The organism is Halomonas caseinilytica, from assembly GCF_001662285.1.
Classification (GTDB): Bacteria; Pseudomonadota; Gammaproteobacteria; order Pseudomonadales; family Halomonadaceae; genus Halomonas; species Halomonas caseinilytica.
In genome coordinates, this window is the sequence record NZ_BDEO01000006.1 from 78,250 (window position 1) to 95,588 (window position 17,339).

Sequence of the window (17,339 nt, forward strand, 5' to 3'; positions counted from 1 at the left end):
ACCGCACGAGTGGCCCCATGAGCATCTCTTTCGCACCACGATTGCGCCCTTATCAACAGGACGCGGTAACCCGAGTGATCGAGCACTTTCGAGCCAGTCATGACCCGGCCGTGGTGGTGCTGCCCACTGGCAGCGGCAAGTCGCTGGTGATCGCCGAGCTGGCCCGTCTGGCTCGGGGCCGGGTGCTGGTGCTGGCGCATGTGCGCGAGCTGGTGGAGCAGAATCACGCCAAGTACGAGGCCTACGGGCTCGAGGCGGACATCTTCAGTGCTGGCCTCGGCAGCAAGCGGGCCGCGCGACAGGTGGTGTTCGGCTCGGTGCAGTCGGTGGTGCGCAACCTCGACGCCTTCGGTGAGCGCCTCGATGCACAGGGCGGCGAGCACGGCGCCTTTTCGTTGCTGGTGATCGATGAGTGTCATCGGGTCTCGCTGGACGAGGACTCGAGCTACCGGCGCGTGATCGACGCCCTGCGTCGCCACAACCCGCATCTCAAGATCCTCGGCTTGACCGCCACGCCGTACCGGCTGGGGCAGGGCTTCGTCTATCATCGGCACTACCATGGCATGGTGCGTGGCGACGACGATTGCTTCTTTCGCGAGTGCGTCTTCGAGCAGCCGCTGCGCCTGATGGTCAAGCAGGGCTACCTGGCCGAGCCACGGCGCGTCGACGCGGCAGTGGCCCGCTATGATTTCTCGCGGATGGCGCCGGGTGCCGGCGGGCACTTTCAGGAAGCCGAGCTCGATCGGGTGGTGGCCGGCCATCGTGCCACGCCGGCCATCGTCGCCGAGGTGGTGGCGTATGCCGCCGAACGTCAGGGCGTGATGCTGTTTGCCGCCACCGTGGCGCACGCCGAAGAAGTGTTCTGTCATCTACCGGAGGGACAGGCGGCTCTGATCACCGGTGCCACGCCGTCCGACGAACGCCAGGCCTGCATCGAGGCGTTCAAGGCGCGACGTCTCAAGTACCTGGTCAATGTGTCGGTGCTGACCACCGGTTTCGATGCACCCCATGTCGATCTGATCGCGATTCTTCGGCCCACGGAATCGGTCGGGCTCTACCAGCAGATCGTCGGGCGCGGGCTGCGGCTGGCCGAGAGCAAGCGCGATTGCCTGATCCTCGACTACGCCGGCAATCCCTGGGACCTCTATGCCCCCGAGGTAGGCAGTCCCCGGCCGGCGTCGGACACCGAGCCCGTCCAGGTCGAATGTCCCGCCTGTGGTCACGCCAATCTCTTCTGGGGGCGTCGTGATGGCGAGCTGGTCATCGAGCATTTCGGGCGTCGCTGCCAGGGATTGGTCGACGATGAGGCGGGCCGGCAGCATCAGTGCGATTTTCGCTATCGCTTCAAGGAGTGCGAGCATTGCGGCGCCGAGAACGACATTGCCGCGCGTCGCTGCCATGGCTGCCAGGCAATGCTGGTGGATGCCGACGACAAGCTGCGCGAGGCCCTGCGGCTGCGTGATGCCATGGTGCTGCGCGTGACCGGCATGCAGCTCGAAGCGACGCACAACGGGCGTGGTCTGCCGCGACTCAAGGTCGTCTACCACGACGAGGACGGTGCCACCTTGGCCGAATGGTTCGCCCTGGAGACCTCGGCCCAGCGCGGGGCCTTCGCCGCGGCCTTCCTGCGCGAGCATCTGCGCGCCCCCGGCACGCGCTGGTCGCCGAGCACGCCGGAGGAGGTGGTCGCCGAACAGCACCGCCTGCGCGCCCCGGACTTCGTGATCGGCCGCAAGGCCGGCCGCCATTGGCAAGTGCGGCGCAAGCTGTTCGACTACACTGGCCGCTACCGCCTCGCCGCCGAGGCGGGATAACGTCAGGGAGAGGTTGGATAATGCAATAAACAGGCTAACGGCTTATCATGCATGTTGCGAATTCGCTGATGGAGTAATGACGATGGCTTGGACGACCCCGGAAGTAAAAGAGATCTGCATCGCGCTGGAAATCAACGACTACATGCCCGCTGAATTCTGAGGCAGCGTTGCATATTCGAGTGCTAGGGGCGGCCGCCGGCGGCGGTCTCCCCCAGTGGAACTGCCGCTGCGAGGTATGCCGGCTGGCGTGGGCGGGCGACCCACGCGTCACGCCGCGAACCCAGTCTTCCATCGCCGTCAGCGCCGATGGCCACTCCTGGGCGTTGATCAACTGCGCGCCCGAAGTGCTGACCCAGATTCGCCAGACCCCGGCGCTCTTTCCTCAGCAAGGCAGGCGTCACACGCCCATCGCCTCGGTGCTGGTGACCAATGGCGACATCGATCACATCGGTGGCCTGCTGAGCCTGCGTGAAAGCTCTCCCTATCGCCTCTATGCCACGCCGGAAATCCATGCCGCCCTGGGCGACAGCCCGGTCTTCAACGTGCTCAACCCCGATCACGTCGAGCGCTGCGGCGTCGAACTGGAGCAGACCCTGGAGCTGGCCGAGGGGCTCGAGGCGCGGATCTTCGCCGTGCCCGGCAAGGCGGCGCTGTACCTGGAAGGCGATGACGTCGAGATCGGAGGCGAGGGCGAGGCCACTGTGGGCGTGGAGTTCCGCGTCGGTGAACGGCGGGCCTACTACATTCCCGGCTGCGCGACGCTGACCGAGCGACTGGCGGCGCGCCTTGAGGGCGCCGACCTGGTGATGTTCGACGGCACCCTGTGGCGGGACGACGAGATGATTCGCGCCGGCGTCGGCCACAAGACCGGCCAGCGGATGGGGCACATGTCGATGGCCGGTAATGACGGCAGCATGGCTGCTCTGGCGTCGTTGAACCTCGGACGGCGCGTGTTCGTCCACATCAACAACACCAACCCGGTGCTGATCGAGGGCTCCCCCGAGCGGCAAGAGGCCGAGCGGCAGGGATGGGAAATCTCCTACGATGGCATGGAGCTGGAGTGCTGATGAGTGATATCGATGCGCCGCTGCGCGAGGTGCTGAGTCCGAATGAACTTGAGGCCCGGTTGCGCGCCATCGGCGAGCAGCGCTACCACCATCGGCATCCCTTCCAGCTGATGCTGCAGAACGGCGAGCTCGACCGCCGCCAGGTGAGTGCCTGGGCGCTCAATCGCTACTACTATCAGTCGATGATCCCGCTCAAGGATGGCTCGCTGATCGGGCGTCTGGAGGAGCCGGCGCTGCGCCGCGAGTGGCGCTCCCGGCTGGAGGATCACGACGGCCACGCCGAGGGGGAAGGTGGCATCGCGCGCTGGTTGATGCTCACCGACGGCCTGGGCCTGGACCGCGAGATGGTGATCTCGACGCGCCGCATCCTGCCGGCCACGCGCTTCGCGGTGGAGGCCTACCTGCATTTCGTGCGTGAGCGCAGCCTGCTGGAAGCCATCGCCTCGTCGCTGACCGAGCTGTTCTCGCCGATGGTGATCGGCCAGCGGGTCAGCGGCATGCTCCAGCATTACGATTTCGTCTCCGCCGAGACCCTGGCTTACTTCGCGCCACGCCTGACCCAGGCGCCGCGGGACGCGGAGATGGCGCTGGACTACGTCAAGCGCCACGCGCTGCGGCTTGACCAGCAGCAGGCGGTGCTCGACGCGCTGATCTTCAAGTGCCAGGTGCTGTGGACCCAGCTCGATGCCCTGCAGCATGCCTACGTCGCGCCCGGCCAGGTGCCGCCCGGCGCCTGGGACGGCGAGACGACCGGCGGCAGGCTCCAACCCGGTAAGGCCCTATGACCGAGATTCAGGAAAGCGACATCGTCCGCATCCCGCGTGGCGTGAGGCTGCGTGAGGACAAGCAGCGTGGCGGCTGGGTGCTGCTGGCGCCCGAGCGTGTCTTCCAGCTCGACGGCATCGCCCAGGCCGTGATCGGCCACGTGGACGGCGAGCGCCGCGTCGGCGAGATCGTCGACCGCCTGTGCGAGGCCTACCAGGCACCGCGCGAGCGCATCGCCGAGGACGTGATCGCCATGTTCGCGGGCCTGGTCGAGAAGCGTGTGCTGGAGGTCGCGTGACGGCATCGCGCTCCTATGACGTCCGCCCGCCCATGGGCCTGCTGGCGGAGCTGACGCATCGCTGCCCGCTGCAGTGTCCCTACTGCTCCAACCCGGTGGCGCTGGAGCGCCGTCGGCAGGAGCTGGACACCGAGACCTGGCGGCGCGTCTTCGCCGAGGCCGCCGAGCTCGGCGTGCTGCAGGTGCATCTGTCCGGCGGCGAGCCGGCCCTGCGGCCCGACCTGCCCGAGCTGGTGGCGGCCTGCGTCGACGCCGGGCTCTATGCCAACCTGATCACCGCCGGGGTCAACCTCGACCGCGCCCGCCTGGAAGAGCTGGCGGATGCCGGGCTCGACCACGTGCAGCTGTCGCTCCAGGGCGCCACGCCCGAGGTCACCGATCACGTCGCCAACATGGCCGGCGCCCATGTGCGCAAGCTGGCCTTCGCCGCCGAGGTAACCGACCTCGGGCTGCCGCTGACCCTCAACGCGGTGATTCACCGCGCCAATCTGCATCAGATCGACGACTTCGTCGACCTGGCGCTGGAACTCGGCGCGCGACGCCTGGAGATCGCCCACGCCCAGTACTACGGTTGGGCGCTGGTCAACCGGGCTGCCCTGATGCCCACCCGGGAGCAGGTTGTGGAAGCCGTCGAACGGGTCGAGGCCGCGCGCGAGCGCCTGCAGGGCCGGCTGGTGATCGACGCCGTGGTGCCGGATTACTACGCGCGTCTACCCAAGCCGTGCATGAACGGCTGGGGGCGTCAGTCGCTCAACGTCACGCCCTCGGGCAAGGTGCTGCCGTGCCACGTGGCGGAGTCGATCCCGCACCTGGAGTTCTGGAACGTCGCCGAGCATTCGTTGGACGAGATCTGGTACGACAGCCCTGCCTTCAACGCCTACCGCGGCACCGACTGGATGCCCGATGCTTGCCAGAGCTGCGAGCGCAAGGAGATCGACTGGGGCGGTTGCCGCTGTCAGGCGCTGATGCTCACCGGCGACGCTGCCCAGATGGACCCGGTCTGCGAGCAATCGCCCTATCATGACGAGGTCCAGGCGCTGGCGGTGATCGATGCCTCGGGCAGTCCCGACTTCACCTACCGGCGCTTCGCCCGCGCGACCTGACGCCGATTCGGACGCCTCGCGACACGCGGGCGTGTTCGCTCCTCGACTGCCTTGCTAAACTGCGCGTTTTTCGCAGGCGCGCCGTAAGGCGCAGTCGAGGAGAAGGTCACGCGTGAGCGATACGCCACAGCCCGCCGATGCCGCCACCGACGCCGGTGCCGTCCAGAGCGCCGAGGTGTTGGGCCGGCTGTTCGACGAGCCGATCACTCAACTGCCGGAGGATCTCTACATCCCGCCGGAGGCGTTGCGTGTCTTTCTCGAGGCCTTCGAGGGGCCGCTGGATCTGCTGCTGTACCTGATCCGGCGCCAGAATCTGGACATCCTGGCCATCGACGTGGCGGCCATCACCCACCAGTACATCGAGTACGTGGAGCTGATGAAGGCGATGGAGATCGAGCTGGCCGGCGAGTACCTGCTGATGGCGGCGATGCTGGCCGAGATCAAGTCGCGCACCCTGTTGCCCAAGCCGCCCAAGGAAGGCGGTGACGACGAGGAAGAGGATCCGCGCGCCGAGCTGATCCGTCGCCTGCAGGAGTACGAGCGGCTCAAGAATGCCGCCGAGTCGCTGGGCGATCTGCCGCGCCAGGGGCGCGACTGGTTTCCGGCGCGAGCGGCATTGCCGCCGCTCGAGTCCCGAGTGATCCATCCGGAGGTGGAGCTCGATGAGTTGCTGGGAGCGCTGGCCGGCATACTGCGCCGGGCAGAGCTCAACCAGGCTCACCAGATCAGCCGTGAGGTGCTCTCCACCCGCGAGCGCATGCTGGCGATCATGGAGCGCTTGAGTCATGAGCACCATACGCCCTTCGAGTCGCTGTTCAGTCTCGAGGAAGGGCGAGCCGGTGTGGTCGTCACTTTCATGGCGATTCTTGAGCTGGCCAAGGAGTCCTTGATCGAGATCGTGCAGAACGCCCCGCTGTCGCCGATTCATGTCCGCGCCCGGGGCGGCCCGCAGGACGACGAGGCAGAAGAAGACGTCTACGCTGACGACGAGCCAGAAGGGGAGAGCCCCTTCGCGGATGACGACGACCAAGGGAGCCAGTCGCCATGACCGCCATGGAAATTCCCGAGGCCCTGGACGAGATCCTCGAGGCCGCGCTGCTCGCCGCCGGGGAGCCGCTCTCGCTGGAGCGGCTGGAGAGCCTGTTCGACGACCATGAGCTGCCGCCCCGACGCGCCCTGCGCGAGGCCCTGGAGCGCCTCGAGACGCGCCACGAGCGCGGCGCCATGGAGCTGCTAGAAACCGCCTCGGGCTACCAGCTGCGCATCCGGCCGCGGCTCTCGAGCTGGGTCTCGCGGCTGTGGGATGAGCGCCCCCAGCGCTATTCGCGGGCGCTGCTCGAGACCCTGGCGATGATCGCCTACCGCCAGCCGGTGACGCGGGCCGACATCGAGGAGGTGCGTGGCGTTTCGGTGAGCGGCTCCATCATGCGCACTCTGGTCGATCGAGGCTGGGTCAGGGTCGTGGGGCACCGTGATGTTCCCGGTCGACCGGCGGTCTACGCGACGACGCGGTCCTTTCTCGACGACTTTGGCCTCAAGACGCTCGACGAGCTGCCGCCGATGCACGAACTCAAGAGTTTCGGCGAGGAAGCGTCGCATCAGGAGGACGAGCCGCCACCTCCCCAGCAGGAGGTACTGGCGCAGGCGGATGAGCCCATCGATGGTCCCGAGGACGACACCGAGGCGACGGGCGAGTCCGAGAGCGGCAGTGACCGGGAATTCGAGGAGGCGACACCGGAGACGGTCGTCGCCGAGCAAGAAGAAACGCCGGCTCGATCCGGCGAGCCGTCGACCGGGATGGCCGACGAGAACGAGAGACACGCCGGGACGGCGTCCGAGCGGACGAGTCCGAGCTTCGCCGATATCGAGGCTCGGCTGTCCGAGCGTGCCCGTGGCCGCGTCGACGAGGACGCTGCTGCGGGGACGGAATCCACGACAAGTGAGACAGACGACTGATGAGTAACACCAGCGAAAAACTGCAGAAGGTCCTGGCCCGGGCGGGGCTGGGGTCGCGCCGTGAAATGGAAACCGCCATCGCCGATGGCCGGGTCAAGGTCAACGGCCAGGTGGCGACCCTGGGAGACCGGATCGAGCTGCGCGACAAGGTGGCCTTCGACGATCGTCCGGTGACCCTGCGTGGTGCCGACGACGTGCCCCGCCGGGTGATCATGTACAACAAGCCGGAAGGCGAGCTGTGCACGCGCAAGGATCCGGAAGGACGTCGTACCGTCTTCGATCGCCTGCCGCGCCTCAAGGGCGAGCGCTGGATCGCCATCGGCCGGCTGGACATCAACACCAGCGGGTTGCTGCTGTTCACCACCGACGGTGAGCTGGCCAACCGGTTGATGCATCCCGCCACCCAGATCGAGCGCGAATACGCGGTACGCGTGATGGGCGAGGTGACCATGGAGCACATCAAGTCGATGGTCGAGGGCGTGATGCTCGATGATGGTCCGGCGCGCTTCACCGATGTGCAAGAGTTCGGCGGCGAGGGCATCAATACCTGGTTCCATGTGGTCATCATGGAGGGCCGCAACCGCGAGGTGCGCCGGCTGTGGGAGTCCCAGAACCTCACCGTCAGCCGTCTCAAGCGCGTGCGCTATGGCAATATTTTCCTCGACAAGCGCGCCAAGGCGGGGGAGTGGGTCGAACTCGGCCAGGACGAGATCGACGACCTGGCCGGCCAGGCAGGGCTGCCATCGCGCAAGGTGCCGGAACTGACGCCCGATGAAAAGAATCGCTGGAGTCGTGACAAGAACAAGCGACGTCCGGTACAGGGAGTGCGCAAACCCAAGTCACCCCGGAACAGGGGGCGCTGATCCCGCAAGGCGGTGTGGCTCGGGGGCTGCGGCATGCAAGGTCGCTGTTTTTGCAGGACTCGTTGGCAAGCTGATCGCCTGACGATGAAAAAATCGCTTGCCAGCGACCGGGCCCATCCGTATTATGTGCACCCGTTCGGCAGGGGTCGTTAGCTCAGTTGGTAGAGCAGTTGGCTTTTAACCAATTGGTCGTAGGTTCGAATCCTACACGACCCACCAACCGAACCTGTGTTGGCCTCATCAGGGCCATGCCGGGTCGTTAGCTCAGTTGGTAGAGCAGTTGGCTTTTAACCAATTGGTCGTAGGTTCGAATCCTACACGACCCACCAGATATCGCGCCCCCGCCTCGTTTCGAGGCGGGGGCGTTTTCGTCTGTCGGGCTGCGGGCGTGCACGAGGCCGCCGAACCGGTCGAACTTGCAACCCGAGCGTGTCAGCGTCATTATCGAACAACGTCATTTTCATTGCACCGGCATCGCGGAGCGCGAATCGGTCGCAAGAGACGCGGGTCGACCACAGCGAGAGACGCAACGGTTGGCCCTCTGGTGTGTCGAGCCGTGCGGAGCGCACGAATCCCGGCACCTGGTGTAACGCAGGGGGATGCCCTGCCGGTCACAGTGGTAGACACGATGACGATCATGACTTCCCGTGCCGAGCTGCGCGAACAGCTGGCACGCCGCTATTGCCCCACCCGTATTCCCGCCGAGGACGAAGCGCGCGTCGAGGAGATCAAGCGACTGCTCGAGGCCAACAACGCCGTCCTGGTGGCGCATTACTATACCGACGATGCCATTCAGCAACTGGCCGAAGAGACGGGCGGCTGCGTGGCCGACTCCCTGGAGATGGCGCGCTTCGGTGCGCGTCACGAGGCCGACACCCTGGTGGTGGCCGGTGTGCGTTTCATGGGCGAGACGGCCAAGATCCTCTCGCCGGAGAAGCGCGTGCTGATGCCGACCCTGGAGGCAACCTGCTCGCTGGACGTCGGCTGTCCGGCCGACGAATTCTCGGCCTTCTGCGACGCGCATCCGGATCGCACCGTGGTGGTCTACGCCAACACCTCGGCGGCGGTGAAGGCACGTGCCGACTGGGTCGTGACATCTTCCATCGCCGTGGACGTGATCGAGCACCTGCAGGCGCGGGGCGAGAAGATCCTGTGGGCTCCGGACAAGCATCTGGGCGGCTACATCCAGCGCAAGACCGGGGCCGACATGCTGCTCTGGGACGGTGCCTGCATCGTCCACGAAGAATTCAAGGCCAAGGGTGTCGAGGACCTCAAGGGGTTGTATCCCGACGCGGCGGTGCTGGTGCATCCGGAATCGCCGTCCTCGGTGGTCGAACTGGCCGACGTCGCCGGTTCCACCTCCCAGTTGATCAAGGCCGCCAAGGAACTGCCGCAGCAGGAACTGATCGTGGCCACCGACCGAGGCATCTTCTTCAAGATGCAGCAGGCGGTACCGGAAAAGACGCTCTTCGAAGCACCCACGGCCGGCGATGGCGCTACCTGCAAGAGCTGCGCCCATTGCCCCTGGATGGCGATGAACGCCCTGGACAACCTGGCAGGCGCCCTGCGTCATGGCAGCGGCGAAATCTTCGTCGACGAGGCGTTGCGTCAGCGCGCGCTCAAGCCGCTGGAGCGGATGCTCAACTTCAACGCCTGAGGCTGACCGAGGGCGCGTCACGGCAAGCAAGGGGCCTGTGTGGGCGCCGAAGCGCCGGCCCGGCAGCAGGCCGCCGCATCTGGCATGCCTGCGCCTCTCATGCCAGAATCGGAGTCCAACCTGGACACCGAGACCGTCAGGCGGCTGTGCGCCCGCCCGAGGCGGCGTGACTGAGCAAGAGGATCCCATGCCCGAGTACCGCTCCCGAACCACCACTGCCGGCCGCAACATGGCCGGTGCCCGCGCCCTGTGGCGCGCCACCGGCATGAAGGACGATGATTTCCACAAGCCGATCATCGCCGTGGCCAATTCCTTCACCCAGTTCGTGCCGGGGCACGTGCACCTGAAGGACATGGGCCAGCTGGTGGCCCGGGAGATCGAAAAGGCCGGTGGCGTGGCCAAGGAGTTCAACACTATCGCCGTCGATGACGGTATCGCCATGGGCCACGATGGCATGCTCTATTCGCTGCCGAGCCGCGACATCATCGCCGACAGCGTCGAGTACATGGTCAATGCCCACTGTGCCGATGCCCTGGTGTGCATTTCCAACTGCGACAAGATCACGCCGGGAATGCTGATGGCCGCGATGCGCCTCAACGTGCCGGTGATCTTCGTCTCCGGCGGGCCGATGGAGGCCGGCAAGACCAAGCTGCTGGATCATGGGCTGGATCTGGTCGATGCCATGGTCATGGCTGCCGACGACTCGGTGGACGACGAGACGCTCTCCGAGGTGGAGCGTAGCGCCTGCCCGACCTGCGGTAGCTGCTCGGGCATGTTCACCGCCAACTCCATGAACTGTCTGACCGAGGCGCTGGGGCTGGCGCTGCCGGGCAATGGCACCGTGGTGGCGACCCATTCCGATCGCCGCCGGCTCTTCGAGACGGCGGGGCACCGCATCGTCGAGCTGGCCAAGCGCTACTACGAGGGTGACGAGGCGCACCTGCTGCCTCGCGCCATCGGCTCCAAGGCGGCCTTCAAGAACGCCATGACGCTCGACATCGCCATGGGCGGTTCCACCAATACCATCCTGCACCTGCTGGCTGCCGCCCAGGAGGCGGAGATCGATTTCACCATGACCGATATCGATCGCCTCTCCCGGGAGGTGCCGCAGTTGTGCAAGGTGGCGCCCAATACCCAGAAGTATCACATCGAGGACGTTCATCGCGCCGGCGGCATCATGGCCATTCTCGGCGAGCTGGACCGGGCAGGCGTGCTGGATACCCGAGTGCCCACCGTCTATGGCGACAGCTTGGCCGAGGCGCTCGAGACCTGGGATATCATGCGCTCGCCGAGTGCCGACGTGGTGGAGTTCTATCGGGCCGGCCCCGGCGGTGTGCCGACCCAGACGGCATTCTCCCAGAGCGCTCGTTGGCCGAGCCTCGATGGCGACCGGGCCACCGGCTGCATCCGTGATCTCGAGCATGCCTTTTCGAAAGAGGGCGGGCTCGCCGTGCTGCACGGCAATATCGCCCGCGATGGCTGCGTGGTGAAGACGGCCGGGGTCGACGAGTCGATCCTGGTGTTCGAGGGGCCGGCGCATGTCGTCGAGTCCCAGGACCAGGCGGTGGAGCACATCCTTGGCGGCCAGGTAAAAGAGGGCGATGTGGTGGTGATCCGCTACGAGGGCCCCAAGGGCGGCCCGGGCATGCAGGAAATGCTCTACCCGACCTCCTATCTCAAGTCGAAGGGGCTGGGCAAGGCGTGCGCCCTGCTCACCGACGGTCGCTTCTCCGGTGGTACATCGGGGCTTTCGATCGGTCACGTCTCGCCTGAAGCGGCGGCGGGAGGCGCTATCGGGCTGGTCGAGAGCGGCGATACGATTCGCATCGATATCCCGGGACGCGCCATCGACGTCCTGCTCTCCGACGAGGAGCTCGAGCGACGTCGCCAGGCTCAGCAGGCGCGCGGGCGCGATGCCTGGAAACCGACCGTCCAGCGTGTCCGCAAGGTGTCCGCGGCGCTCAAGGCCTATGCGCTGTTGGCGACATCCGCGGACAAGGGCGCGGTGCGCGACCTGACCAAGCTCGATTGAGCGCCTGGTCGCCTGGATCGGATTCCCCCGGCTAGCTTGCCGGGGCCTCATCTTCATTGTTGCTAGGACGCCTTGGTATGAAGACTCAGACCCTCAACGTTGGCCTGATCGGCTTCGGCATGGCCGGCAGAACCTTTCACGCGCCTCTGATACAGGCGGCTCCGGGCCTGGAGTTGTCCGCCGTGGTCAGTGGCGACGCGGCAAAGGTGCAGGCGGTGTATCCCGATGTGACGGTGCATGCCAGGTCCCAGGCGTTGTTCGCCGACAGGGATATCGACCTGGTGGTGATCGCCACGCCCAACGAGTCCCACTTTCCGCTGGCCAAGTCGGCATTGTCTGCCGGCAAGCACGTGGTGATCGACAAGCCCATGTCGGTGTCGCTGGCCGAGGCGCGTCAGTTGAAATCGCAAGCTGATACGGTGGATCGCTTGCTCAGCGTCTTCCACAACCGTCGCTGGGACAGTGACTTCCTGACGCTCAAGTCGCTGCTCGAGCGTGGCGAGTTGGGGCGGGTCGCGGCGCTGGAGTCCCGTTTCGATCGGTTCCGGCCCCATGTCAGCGATCGCTGGCGGGATCATCATCGCCCTGGCAGCGGCATCTGGTTCGACCTGGGGCCGCACCTGCTCGACCAGGCTCGGGAGTTGTTCGGCATGCCGCGGGCGATTCTGCTGGAGTTGTCGACCGCGCGGGACGGTGCCGAGATCGACGATGACTTCCTGGCGGTGCTGGATTATGAGGGCACGCGCGTGATCCTCGGTGCCAGTTCCCTGGTGGCCGAGCCGACACCGCGTTTTGCGGTGTATGGCACGCGAGGCAGTTTCATCAAGTATGGCCTCGATCCCCAGGAAGCCTGGCTCAAGGCCGGCGAAACGCCGGAAGTGGGCTGGGGCGAGGATGACAATCCCGGTCGGTTGACGCTCGATGAAGGGCAGGGCGATGAGGTCTCGTTGGTCAGTCATGAGTTGCCCGGCGAGGCAGGCGACTATCGAGCCTACTATGACGGCATCGCCAAGACGCTATTGAGGGGAACGCCACCGCCGGTGAGCGCCGAAGAGGCCCTGGACACGATGTCGCTGCTCGAGGCCGGGCTCGACAGCTACCGGCAGGGGCGCTGGGTCAAGCTCAAGGAAGGCAATGGCGTCCGTCGTCGATTGCTGCATGCCCAGGGGAACGGCGAGTCCGCCTGACGGGCCCTACCACAGGGCTGGGGTGGTCGACTCGGCGCGCATCTTGTCTCTGGCAATGAACAGGGCGGCGATGGCCCGCGCCTCGTGGAAGTCGTCCCTTGCCAGAAGGGAGCCGATTTCGTCGATGGCGTGGGTTTCCACGATCAAGGGCTCGGGCTCGTCGCCGGGAAGCCGCCTGGGATAGAGGTCGGTGGCGAGCATGACCTGCATGCGATGGCACATGTAATTGGGGGCCAGGGTCAGTTCCACCAGCGGCTCGAGTCGATGGGCGCCGAAGCCGCATTCCTCCATCAGCTCGCGGTTGGCGGCGGCCACGACATCCTCGCCGGGATCCACCAGTCCCTTGGGCAGCGTCAGGGCATACTCCTCGAGGCCGGCGGCGTACTCGCGAATCAGCAACACATGCTCGGGATCGGGCATGGCGACGATCATCACCGCGCCGCCGCCCCTGGCATTACCGCTCAGCCGCTCGAAGGTGCGCTCGGCGCCGTTGGCGAAGCGTAGTTCCATTTCCTCGATGTTGAACAGGCGGCTCGTGGCGACGCTGCGTCGCGACAGGACATGCGGTTTAGCGTGATGTTCGGCCATGGGGACTCCAGTCGATGAGGGCGTCGAAATGCGTCGTCAATGTCGATTGGTTACACTATCACGCCTACTACCTGCGAGACGCCATCGCGTCACCCACGAGGAGCCCATGATCGACTGGCGTGCCATTGATACCGTCCTGCTGGACATGGACGGCACTTTGCTGGACCTGCATTTCGACAGCCATTTCTGGCTCGAGCACCTGCCACGGCGCTACGTGGAGCTGCACCGCCTCGACGACGCCACCCAGGAAGAGGTTCGTGCGCGCATCATCCGCGAGCAGGGGACTCTGGACTGGTACAGCCTGGCTTACTGGCGTCGTGAGCTCGGGGTCGACATCCTGGCGCTCAAGCGCGAGGTCCAACACCTGATCGGCTTGCGCGGTGACGCCCTGGATTTCCTGACATGGCTCAAGCAGGCCCATCCACGGGTGATCCTGGCAACCAACGCCGATCGCGAGAGCCTGGCACTGAAGCTGCCGCTGACCGGTCTCGAGGATTACCTCGATGCCATCGTCTCGTCCGCCGATCTTGGTGTTCCCAAGGAAGAGCAGGCGTTCTGGTTCGCCCTTCAGGAAGTGGAACCTTTCGATCCGGCCCGCACCCTGTTCATCGACGACAACCCCTCGGTGCTGGAGAGCGCGCGCGAATTCGGCATTCGTCACCTGATGGGCATTCTGCAGCCCGACAGCCAGCGACCGGGTCGTGAGCTCGAGTCTTTCATTGCTCTGGATCGGTTCGCGGCGCTGCTGCCCGAGGACCTGCCGCCCAAGGGAGGTATTCATGGATAACGTCAGGCTCGACAAGTGGCTGTGGGCCGCGCGCTTCTTCAAGACCCGTGCGCTCGCCAAGAAAGCCATCGAAGGTGGCAAGGTGCACTATGATGGTGGCCGGGCCAAGACCAGCAAGAACGTCGAAATCGGTGCCTTGATCAAGGTGCCCCAGGGGTGGGATGTCTGGGAAGTCGAAGTGATGGCGTTGTCGGACCAGCGACGCGGTGCTCCCGAGGCTCGCCTGCTTTACCGCGAGACGGCGGAGAGCGAGGCGCGTCGAACGAAGGAGGCCGAGCGCCGACGTCAGGCCAATGAGGCCATGCAACATCCCTTCAAGCGACCCGACAAGCGCCAGCGCCGCGAGATCAAGCGCTTCATGCGCGGGGAGTAAAGACACCGCGAAGCGGGACAGAGACAAGCAAGGAGCAAACAGGGCCGAGGCAGGTGTCGTCTTCCTCCTCCTCTGATTTCTTACTACATAGTTCAGGCAGTATTCATGACCGACCAGATACAGCGTTTCCTTTTCGACAACACCAATGTGCGTGGTGAAGTCGTTTCCCTCGAGCAGGCCCATGCCGAGGTCCTCGAGCGGCACGACTATCCGCCTGCCGTCACCCGGCAGCTCGGCGAGCTTCTGGCCGCCGTAGCGCTGCTCACCGAGACCGTCAAGCTCGATGGCACCATGAGCATCGAGGTCCGGGGCAAGGGAGCCTTGTCGTTGCTGATGGCGGAATCGAATCCCGGTGGCGAGCTGCGTGCCATCGCCCAACTGGATGAGAATGCCGCGATCCCCGATGATGAGGCCGGCTTTGCCGAATTGCTTGGCGAAGGGCAGATCACCATCACCCTGGATCCCCGTGAAGGGCGACGGTATCAGGGCATCGTCACGCTGGAGCGGGATAGCCTGGCCGGATGTCTGGAAGATTACTTCAGCCGCTCCGAGCAACTGCCCACGCGACTCTGGCTGGCTGCCGATCAGCAACGCTGTGGAGGGCTGCTGCTGCAGCGCTTGCCCGATGAGTCCTTGAATCAGGACGAGGATGCCTGGGAGCGCATGGTGCATCTGGCTGCCACCGTCACGGCCGATGAACTGCTGGCGCTGGAACAGCATGACCTGCTGCATCGTCTCTTCCACGAGGAGCAGGTGCGGGTGTTCGATCCCAAGGCCTTGCGCTTTGGTTGCACCTGCTCCCGTGAGCGCATTGCGGGAGCCCTGTTGAGTCTGGGCAATGAGGAATTGCGCGATATCCTGGCCGAGCAGGGTGGCATCGCCACCCAGTGCCACTTCTGCCATACCCGCTACCAGTTCACCGTCGCCGAGGTCGAGGCGATGCTCGACGACCCGGAAGGGCCTCCGCCGACGGTTCACTGAATCAGGAGCGGCAAGTCGAACAGCGTGGATCATGAGGTGATCGGTCCTGATGTAGTAGTAAAACTACAAGAACGTCGGGCAATGTCGGCGTTTCCCGATGGCTGGGTTTTTGCCATAATGCGCGCCACTCATCCTCAAACGGGCGTCGCCGAACACGAGACGGGTAACCGCATGCGGCGTTCGAGGGATGGGCAGACACGCGTCAAGGACGCCCGGCAAACGAGAGAGAATTGGCCGCAAGGCCCAGGAACCGACATGACCACGACTCAAGCCGTTCCACAGGCTGCCAGTGCGCAGTCCGCCACCGCCCACGTCAACCTCAGCAGCGCCGAGTTGATCGAGCGTGCCGTGGCCAATGGCGAAGGCCGTCTGGCGGCCAATGGCGCACTGGTGGTGAATACCGGTCAACGTACCGGCCGCTCGCCCAAGGATCGTTTCATCGTCGAGGAGCCGTCCACCAGCGGCCAGATCGACTGGGGCAGTGTCAACCAACCCTTCGATGCCAACAGGTTCGATGCCCTCTGGGAGCGTGTCGAGGCCTATCTGGGTGCCAGCGAGCACTATGTCTCCGAGTTGCACGTGGGCAGCGATCCGGTCCACTACCTGCCGGTTCGCGTGACCACCGAGACGGCCTGGCACAACCTGTTCGGCCGCACCATGTTCGTGCGTCCCGAGCCGTACAACCCCTCGGCCAAGGACGAGTGGACCATTCTCAATGCGCCTTTCTTCGAGTGCGAGCCGGCGCGTGATGGCACCAATTCCGAAGGCTGCGTGATCATCAACTTCGCCGCGCGCCGGGTGCTGATCGCGGGCATGCGTTATGCCGGCGAGATGAAAAAGGCCATGTTTTCGGTACAGAACTTCCTGCTGCCGGCCTCCGATGTGCTGCCGATGCATTGCAGTGCCAATGTCGGCGAGGATGGCGAGACCACCTTGTTCTTCGGGCTTTCCGGAACCGGCAAGACCACCCTGTCCGCCGACCCGTCGCGTTTCCTGATCGGCGACGACGAGCACGGCTGGGGTGTGGGGACCGTCTTCAATATCGAAGGGGGATGCTATGCCAAGTGCATCGATCTCTCCGAGAAGAACGAGCCGGTAATCTGGAATGCCATCCAGTTCGGCACCGTGCTCGAGAACGTGGTCCTCGATGATCGTCGCCAGCCGGATTATGCCGACGACAGCCTGACCCAGAACTCGCGTGCCGCGTATCCGCTCGAACACGTCGAGAAGCGTGTGGCCGAGAATCGAGCCGGCGAACCCAACGCCATTGTCTTTTTGACCTGTGACATGAGTGGCGTGCTGCCGCCGGTTTCCGTGCTCTCCAAGGAAGCGGCGGCCTATCATTTCCTGTCGGGCTATACGGCCAAGGTGGGCTCTACCGAGATGGGCTCCTCCGAGGGGCTGGCGGCCACCTTCTCCACCTGCTTCGGGGCGCCGTTCTTCCCGCGCCCGGCCCGGGAATACGCCGACCTGCTGATCAAGCGCGTGGCCGAGAAGGATGCCCAGGTCTATCTGGTCAACACCGGCTGGACCGGCGGTGCCTACGGTGAGGGTGGGGCGCGTTTTTCCATCCCCACCACGCGCGCCATCATTCATGCCATTCAGTCCGGGGTGCTGCGCGATATCGAAACCAAGCGCATCGAAGGCCTCAATCTGGAGGTGCCGACGGCCGTGCCGGGCGTTGAGACCCGCCTGCTCGACCCGCGCGAGACCTGGGCTGACCGGGAGTCCTATGATCGCCATCTCAAGGAGCTGGTGTCCAAGTTCGTCGATAACTTCAAGAAGTTCGACGGCGTCAGCGAGGCCATCATCAAGGCCGGTCCCAGCCTCGACTGAGTTCCGAGGGCGACACTGAACACCGCTGCTTG

General features: G+C 65.2%; 17 protein-coding genes and 2 tRNA genes. 18 read left to right on the forward strand and 1 reads right to left on the reverse strand.

The annotated features are described in order from the left end of the window. Positions 1-17 precede the first annotated feature (17 nt). The 14 genes from radD (at position 18) to HSDC_RS06625 (ending at position 12,742) form a co-directional block, all read left to right on the forward strand. Positions 18-1,814: a DNA repair helicase RadD gene (gene radD / locus HSDC_RS06560; protein WP_064699147.1), complete on the forward strand. Its 1,797-nt coding sequence runs from the start codon at positions 18-20 to the stop codon at positions 1,812-1,814. 82 nt (positions 1,815-1,896) lie between these two features. Then, positions 1,897-1,974, forward strand: a complete 78-nt coding sequence (gene pqqA / locus HSDC_RS17085) for a pyrroloquinoline quinone precursor peptide PqqA (RefSeq protein ID WP_367888820.1) — start codon at positions 1,897-1,899, stop codon at positions 1,972-1,974. A 7-nt stretch (positions 1,975-1,981) separates the two neighbouring features. Then, entirely contained in the window at positions 1,982-2,881 is a 900-nt protein-coding gene (pqqB, locus tag HSDC_RS06570; RefSeq protein WP_064699149.1) for a pyrroloquinoline quinone biosynthesis protein PqqB, read from the forward strand. Next, on the forward strand, positions 2,881-3,666 hold the full coding sequence (gene pqqC / locus HSDC_RS06575) for a pyrroloquinoline-quinone synthase PqqC (protein ID WP_064699150.1): 786 nt from the start codon (positions 2,881-2,883) through the stop codon (positions 3,664-3,666). Before pqqB ends, pqqC begins: the two co-directional genes overlap by 1 nt. Then, positions 3,663-3,944: a pyrroloquinoline quinone biosynthesis peptide chaperone PqqD gene (gene pqqD, locus HSDC_RS06580; protein WP_064699151.1), complete on the forward strand. Its 282-nt coding sequence runs from the start codon at positions 3,663-3,665 to the stop codon at positions 3,942-3,944. Before pqqC ends, pqqD begins: the two co-directional genes overlap by 4 nt. Continuing rightward, positions 3,941-5,047 (forward strand): pyrroloquinoline quinone biosynthesis protein PqqE, encoded by a 1,107-nt coding sequence (gene pqqE / locus HSDC_RS06585; protein ID WP_073292121.1) that lies wholly within the window; start codon positions 3,941-3,943, stop codon positions 5,045-5,047. The genes pqqD and pqqE overlap by 4 nt, the downstream gene beginning before the upstream one ends. Positions 5,048-5,159: 112 nt before the next feature. After that, a complete protein-coding gene (locus tag HSDC_RS06590) occupies positions 5,160-6,095 on the forward strand; it encodes a segregation and condensation protein A (RefSeq protein ID WP_064699152.1) in 936 nt (311 codons plus the stop codon). Further along, on the forward strand, positions 6,092-7,003 hold the full coding sequence (scpB, locus tag HSDC_RS06595) for an SMC-Scp complex subunit ScpB (RefSeq protein ID WP_064699153.1): 912 nt from the start codon (positions 6,092-6,094) through the stop codon (positions 7,001-7,003). Before HSDC_RS06590 ends, scpB begins: the two co-directional genes overlap by 4 nt. Then, positions 7,003-7,866: a 23S rRNA pseudouridine(2605) synthase RluB gene (rluB, locus tag HSDC_RS06600; RefSeq protein ID WP_064699154.1), complete on the forward strand. Its 864-nt coding sequence runs from the start codon at positions 7,003-7,005 to the stop codon at positions 7,864-7,866. Before scpB ends, rluB begins: the two co-directional genes overlap by 1 nt. Before the next feature lie 143 nt (positions 7,867-8,009). Then, positions 8,010-8,085 (forward strand) — tRNA-Lys (locus tag HSDC_RS06605). A gap of 34 nt (positions 8,086-8,119) precedes the next feature. Beyond that, positions 8,120-8,195: transfer RNA gene (locus HSDC_RS06610), tRNA-Lys, on the forward strand. Positions 8,196-8,503: 308 nt separating this feature from the next. Continuing rightward, positions 8,504-9,523 carry a quinolinate synthase NadA gene (gene nadA, locus HSDC_RS06615; RefSeq protein ID WP_073292123.1) on the forward strand — a complete coding sequence of 340 codons (1,020 nt, stop codon included), beginning with the start codon at positions 8,504-8,506 and terminating at the stop codon, positions 9,521-9,523. Between the two features lie 187 nt (positions 9,524-9,710). Continuing rightward, complete coding sequence (gene ilvD, locus HSDC_RS06620) at positions 9,711-11,555, forward strand: dihydroxy-acid dehydratase (protein WP_064699156.1); 1,845 nt, start codon at positions 9,711-9,713, stop codon at positions 11,553-11,555. Between the two features lie 77 nt (positions 11,556-11,632). Further along, entirely contained in the window at positions 11,633-12,742 is a 1,110-nt protein-coding gene (locus tag HSDC_RS06625) for an oxidoreductase (RefSeq protein ID WP_064699157.1), read from the forward strand. 6 nt (positions 12,743-12,748) lie between these two features. Here the strand turns inward: HSDC_RS06625 and nudE are convergent, their stop codons facing one another. Then, a complete protein-coding gene (gene nudE / locus HSDC_RS06630) occupies positions 12,749-13,330 on the reverse strand; it encodes an ADP compounds hydrolase NudE (protein WP_064699158.1) in 582 nt (193 codons plus the stop codon). Between the two features lie 106 nt (positions 13,331-13,436). Between nudE and yrfG the strand changes: the two genes are divergently transcribed. From yrfG to HSDC_RS06650, 4 genes are all read left to right on the forward strand, one after another. Continuing rightward, positions 13,437-14,117 carry a GMP/IMP nucleotidase gene (gene yrfG, locus HSDC_RS06635; protein WP_064699159.1) on the forward strand — a complete coding sequence of 227 codons (681 nt, stop codon included), beginning with the start codon at positions 13,437-13,439 and terminating at the stop codon, positions 14,115-14,117. After that, positions 14,110-14,490 carry an RNA-binding S4 domain-containing protein gene (locus tag HSDC_RS06640; RefSeq protein ID WP_064699160.1) on the forward strand — a complete coding sequence of 127 codons (381 nt, stop codon included), beginning with the start codon at positions 14,110-14,112 and terminating at the stop codon, positions 14,488-14,490. Before yrfG ends, HSDC_RS06640 begins: the two co-directional genes overlap by 8 nt. 105 nt (positions 14,491-14,595) lie before the next feature. After that, positions 14,596-15,471: an Hsp33 family molecular chaperone HslO gene (gene hslO / locus HSDC_RS06645; protein WP_064699161.1), complete on the forward strand. Its 876-nt coding sequence runs from the start codon at positions 14,596-14,598 to the stop codon at positions 15,469-15,471. A gap of 255 nt (positions 15,472-15,726) precedes the next feature. Continuing rightward, the gene (locus HSDC_RS06650; protein WP_064699162.1) at positions 15,727-17,307 is read left to right on the forward strand and encodes a phosphoenolpyruvate carboxykinase; all 1,581 of its coding nucleotides are present in this window, start codon (positions 15,727-15,729) and stop codon (positions 17,305-17,307) included. Positions 17,308-17,339 lie beyond the last annotated feature (32 nt).